Source organism: Allosphingosinicella sp., from assembly GCF_036387215.1.
Lineage (GTDB): Bacteria > Pseudomonadota > Alphaproteobacteria > Sphingomonadales > Sphingomonadaceae > Allosphingosinicella.
Window position 1 is genome coordinate 1 of record NZ_DASVUE010000338.1, and the last position, 4603, is coordinate 4603.

Sequence of the window (4603 nt, forward strand, 5' to 3'; positions counted from 1 at the left end):
TAAATCAGTCCTTCTGCGCCTTCACCCGGGCGATCTCGCGGTCGAGAGCGGCGATTGCCTCAGCGCGATGCTGAGCATCGCCCGAGTCACGCTCGCTAAGCTCGGCGCGCGCCTTTTCGAGGGCCTTTACGAGCTCGCCCCGAACGTCGGCCGAACTCTCACCCTTGTCGCCGCAGACGACGACGCGGGTGACGAATTTCCTGTTGCCGTCGCCGCTCGTGACGTCGCTTTCCGCCTTGTTGGCATCGTTGCACTTCGCCCGGAACTCCGAGAGCTCCTTGCCGTCGAGCACGATCGGCTTGCTGTCCTTGCCGTAGCGCTTGATGATGATGTTTTCGGTCCGCTCTTCCTTCTTCTCCTGCGCGATCGCAGTGCCGCCGAGCGCGACTGCTCCGGCCACCAGACTTGCGAAGAACATACCCCCGGTAAACCCCTTGGACTTCATTTCATCGTCTCCGTCTTGTCGTGATTGGAAAGGAAGGCGGCCGCGCCGCCGGCCCCAGCGCAAGCATCGGGGGCACCCGCTGCCCGGGCCCGCCCGGAGGCGGCGGCAGCACGGCCGATTCCCGAGCCGCCGGGATGCAAGCGGCCGCGGGAAATCACATCGTCGATCGAATCACCTTCGCGCATCTGCGCTCGGCTCCCTGAAATCCGGCTGCTCGTGCAGCTCTTGGGACTACAGATGTAATCAATCGACTGAACGGAATATGAATGTTCCGGGTGCGTCAGCGGCCGCAGCGGCGCGCAGATTTGTCGGGAAGCTTTACACCGGCGGGAAGAGGTTAATTCCCGTTGACCATCGAAAGCCGCGGATTTCCGCCGTTGGCACGGTCTGGCACGCAGCGTGTATCTTTATCAGCGTCCACACCGTTCCACCGAAAGGGCGGGCAGGCGCTTTCTGGTCGCGCCGCCCGCCCTAATCTTTTTCGGGAACTGCCGGCGCCCCCTCATAGTCAAAGTTCGTCATGCCGGACTTGATCCGGCATCCACCTTCTTCTTTGACCGACGGGTGAAGAAGGTGGACCCCGGATCAAGTCCGGGGTGACGATCCTTCCCCAATGGCTGCCGCTACTCCGCCTTCGCGACCTGCTTCTCGTCCAGCAGCTGCTGGAGCTCGCCCGCCTCGAACATCTCCATCATGATGTCCGAGCCGCCGACGAACTCGCCCTTCACGTAAAGCTGCGGAATGGTCGGCCAGTCGGAATAGGCCTTGATGCCCTGGCGGATCTCCGGGTCCTGGAGCACGTCGACCGTCTCGAACCCGACTCCGAGATGATCGAGGATCGCGACCGCGCGGCTCGAAAAGCCGCATTGCGGGAAGAGCGCGGTGCCCTTCATGAACAGGACGACGTCGTTCGAATTCACGATTTCGTCGATGCGGGCGTTGACTTCACTCATTGTTGAATTTCCTCAATCCGGTACGGCGGTGGTAAGCTGGAGCGCGTGAAGCACGCCGCCCATTCGCCCGCCCAAGGCCTCATAAACGCGCCGCTGCTGAACGACGCGGCTTTGCCCCCTGAAACTCTCCGCGACCACCCGGGCCGCATAATGGTCCCCATCGCCGGCAAGATCGGTGATCTCCACGCGGGCATCCGGAATGCCGTCGCGGATCAGCCGCTCGATCTCGTCAGCCGCCATCGCCATCGGATCAGCCCTGAGCTTCCATGAGCTGCCGGCGCGCCTCGACGGTCTTGTGCTCGAGCGCCTCGCGGATCCGCGCTTCGTCGCATTCGACGCCGGCGGAGGTCAGGTCGCCGAGCACCTTGCGTATCACGTCCTCGTCGCCCGCTTCCTCGAAATCGGCACGGACCACGTCCTTGGCGTAGGATTCCGCCTCGACCTCGGTCAGGCCCATCAGATTGGCGGCCCAGGCGCCGAGCAGCCGGTTGCGGCGGGCGATGATCCTGAACTGCATCTCCTGATCGCGGGCATACATGTTCTCGAATGCCTTCTCGCGGTCGTCGAACGTGGTCATGGCTTTCCCTTGGCTGTTGCCCGACCAGATAAGCGCGCCCGGCGGCGGGCGCAACGGATGGGCAAGAATATGGCCGGCTCAGCTGCCGCGGTTCTGCGGCACCTGGTAGAGATCGTGGCAGGCGGCGCAGGTCGCGGCGGTCGCACGATGCTGGGCCGCGAAGCCCTCCTTGTCATTCGCCTGCGCAAGCTCGGCGAGCCGCGTTGCGGCCGCGGCGAAGGCGGCCGCCTTGGCATCGAAGTCGGCCTTGTTGGCCCAGATCTCCGGCTTTGCGCGGCTCGGTGTGATCGCGGACGTGCTTGCAGGGAACATGGTGGGCAGAGCGGCGGCCCACCGCGCGACGCCGCGCGCGGCATAGGCCTGCCCCGATACGTCGCCGCCGCGCTCGATCGCCGCCCGCATATTGCCCATGGCTGCGCCCGTCAGGTGGAAGGAGGCCTGTCGCGCCGCGACGATCTGCTGCGGCGTCGGCTGCTGCGCCGCCGGCGCGTTTCCCTGCCCGTCCATGGTTGCGGCGCAGCCCAGGAGAGCCAGTGCCGCAACGGGTGCCCAGATCGCCTTCAGCATCAGCCTCTCCCCTTCACTCCATCGTCACTACGAGCTTCCCCACCGCCTTCCGCGCGGCCATGTGGGCGATCGCCTCGCCGCCCTCGCTGAGCGGCCAGGCGCGGCTTACCTTGGGGGCAATCCGCCCCTCCGACCAGAGCCGGAACAAGGTCCGGATGTGCTCGGCATTGGCCTTGGGATCGCGCGCCGCGAAGGCGCCCCAGAAGACGCCGCAGATGTCGCAGCTCTTGAGCAAAGTGAGGTTGAGCGGAAGCTTCGGGATCCCGGCCGGAAAGCCGACCACCAGATAGCGCCCTTCCCAGCCGATCGAACGGAGCGCGGGCTCCGCATAGTCGCCCCCCACGGGGTCGTAGATCACGTTGGCGCCGCCGGGTCCCACCGCGGCCTTGAACTGCTGCGCCAGCGCCTTTGACGCTTCCTTGTCGAACGGGCCGCGCGGATAGACGAGCACGTCGTCCGCTCCGGCCTCGCGGGCGGCGGCGGCCTTCTCCTCGGACGAGACGGCGGCGATGACGCGAGCGCCGAAGGCCTTGCCGAGCTCCACGGCCGCGATCCCGACGCCGCCCGCCGCGCCGAGCACAAGCAAGGTCTGCCCCTGCCGCAGCTTGCCGCGATCCAGCAGCGCGTGGATCGACGTTGCATAAGTGAGGATCAGCGCCGCGCCTTCCTCGAGGCTGCGCTCGGGAGGAAGCGGAAGCGCCATGCCCGCATCCACCACCACCTTCTCGGCAAGCCCGCCATGGCCGAGCATCGAGATCAGCCGGTCCCCTGCCGCCCAGCCCTGAACGCCCTCGCCCACCGCTTCGACCACACCGGCGATCTCACCGCCCGGCGCGAACGGCCGCTGCGGCTTGAACTGATATTTGTCCTCGATGATCAACACGTCCGGATAGTTGATCGCGCACGCCTTCACCCGCACCAGCAACTGCCCCGCCCCCGCCACCGGCTCCGGCACCTCGCTCAGCCGAAGCGTCTCGGGGCCTCCGGGCTCAACGGAGAGGAGCGCCTTCACTGGGCCGCTTGGGGAAAGGGCGGCAGCTTCGGAATGTCCGCCGGCTCGTGCTGGATGATCACCTTGGCGTTGAGGTTGCGGGCGAGCTTGTCGAAGCGGTCCATCGAGGCGAGCGTATCGGCGCGGTTCGTATTGAACGGCGGCACGCCCTTGATCGGCACCTGCTCCGTGAAGTGGTAGAGGTCCCCGGTCAGAAGCACGTTGCCGCTCCTGAGGCGGACGAGCAGGGCGTTGTGCCCAGGCGTGTGGCCCGGCGTCTTCAGCATGATGACGCGCCCGTCCTCGAACAGGTCCGCGTCCTTCTCCACCGCGGTCACTTTCCCGCCGCCGCCGATCCACGGCTTCAGCAGCTCCGGCTCCATCCCCTTGGGCGTCGGCTTCACCTTCAGCGCGTCGAGATCGCCCTTGCCGATCACCAGCTCCGCCTTCGGAAAGTTCGCGGCCTGGCCGATATGGTCGAAATGATAATGGCTGATCCCGATCATCGAGATCTGGTCGGGCCGGACGCCGATCCGCTTCAGCTGGTCGGCGATGGTCGCCTTGAGTTCGATACGCTGCGCGGCATTTTCAGCCGGCTTTCCGACCAACCCGGCAGGCACGCCCGTGTCCCAGAGCATGTAGCGGTCGCCGTTCTTGATCAGGTAGCAGCTGGCGACGATCGCCTTCGGCCGCCCAGGAGGATAGGCCATCGTGTCTGAGAAGAAGGCGTTATAGTCCTTGATGACGAAATTGCCGCAATCGAGCCGCCACAGCGACAATTCCGGCAGCGGCTTCTGCGCAGGCGGCGCCTGAAGCCCGGTGAGCCCCAGGAAGGCGGCCGCCGCCAGTGCCAGCTTCTTCATCATGCCCCCTCCCCCGTGATCGTTCTAGCTTTCGTAGCGCGCCGTCGTCTTCGCCGCCACCTCGTCCGCGCCGACCCCCGGCGCAAGCTCGATCAGCCGGAACGGGCTCTGATGGTCGGGGCGGTGGAAGACGGCGAGATCGGTGATGATCATGTCGACGACGTTCTTGCCGGTGAGCGGAAGCGTGCAGGCGGGGATGAACTTCGG

Annotated in this window: 7 protein-coding genes and 1 pseudogene; all 8 read right to left on the reverse strand. The window is 66.0% G+C overall.

What is annotated here, in order from left to right; translation table 11 throughout:
- Positions 1 to 4: 4 nt before the first annotated feature.
- Entirely contained in the window at positions 5 to 445 is a 441-nt protein-coding gene (locus tag VF662_RS13560) for a hypothetical protein (protein ID WP_464142183.1), read from the reverse strand.
- Positions 446 to 1068: 623 nt separating this feature from the next.
- Positions 1069 to 1398: a Grx4 family monothiol glutaredoxin gene (gene grxD, locus VF662_RS13565; RefSeq protein WP_464142185.1), complete on the reverse strand. Its 330-nt coding sequence runs from the start codon at positions 1396 to 1398 to the stop codon at positions 1069 to 1071.
- Between the two features lie 12 nt (positions 1399 to 1410).
- Positions 1411 to 1644: a BolA/IbaG family iron-sulfur metabolism protein gene (locus tag VF662_RS13570; RefSeq protein ID WP_464142187.1), complete on the reverse strand. Its 234-nt coding sequence runs from the start codon at positions 1642 to 1644 to the stop codon at positions 1411 to 1413.
- Positions 1645 to 1648: 4 nt separating this feature from the next.
- Positions 1649 to 1975, reverse strand: a complete 327-nt coding sequence (locus tag VF662_RS13575; protein ID WP_464142189.1) for a DUF1476 domain-containing protein — start codon at positions 1973 to 1975, stop codon at positions 1649 to 1651.
- A gap of 78 nt (positions 1976 to 2053) precedes the next feature.
- Complete coding sequence (locus VF662_RS13580) at positions 2054 to 2542, reverse strand: cytochrome c (protein ID WP_464142191.1); 489 nt, start codon at positions 2540 to 2542, stop codon at positions 2054 to 2056.
- A gap of 13 nt (positions 2543 to 2555) precedes the next feature.
- Positions 2556 to 3554, reverse strand: coding sequence for an NADPH:quinone oxidoreductase family protein (locus VF662_RS13585; RefSeq protein WP_464142193.1), 999 nt, complete (start codon positions 3552 to 3554; stop codon positions 2556 to 2558).
- On the reverse strand, positions 3551 to 4399 hold the full coding sequence (locus VF662_RS13590; protein ID WP_464142195.1) for an N-acyl homoserine lactonase family protein: 849 nt from the start codon (positions 4397 to 4399) through the stop codon (positions 3551 to 3553). The genes VF662_RS13585 and VF662_RS13590 overlap by 4 nt, the downstream gene beginning before the upstream one ends.
- A 21-nt stretch (positions 4400 to 4420) precedes the next feature.
- Positions 4421 to 4603 (reverse strand): annotated as a pseudogene (locus VF662_RS13595) (succinyl-CoA--3-ketoacid-CoA transferase); the annotation flags it as partial.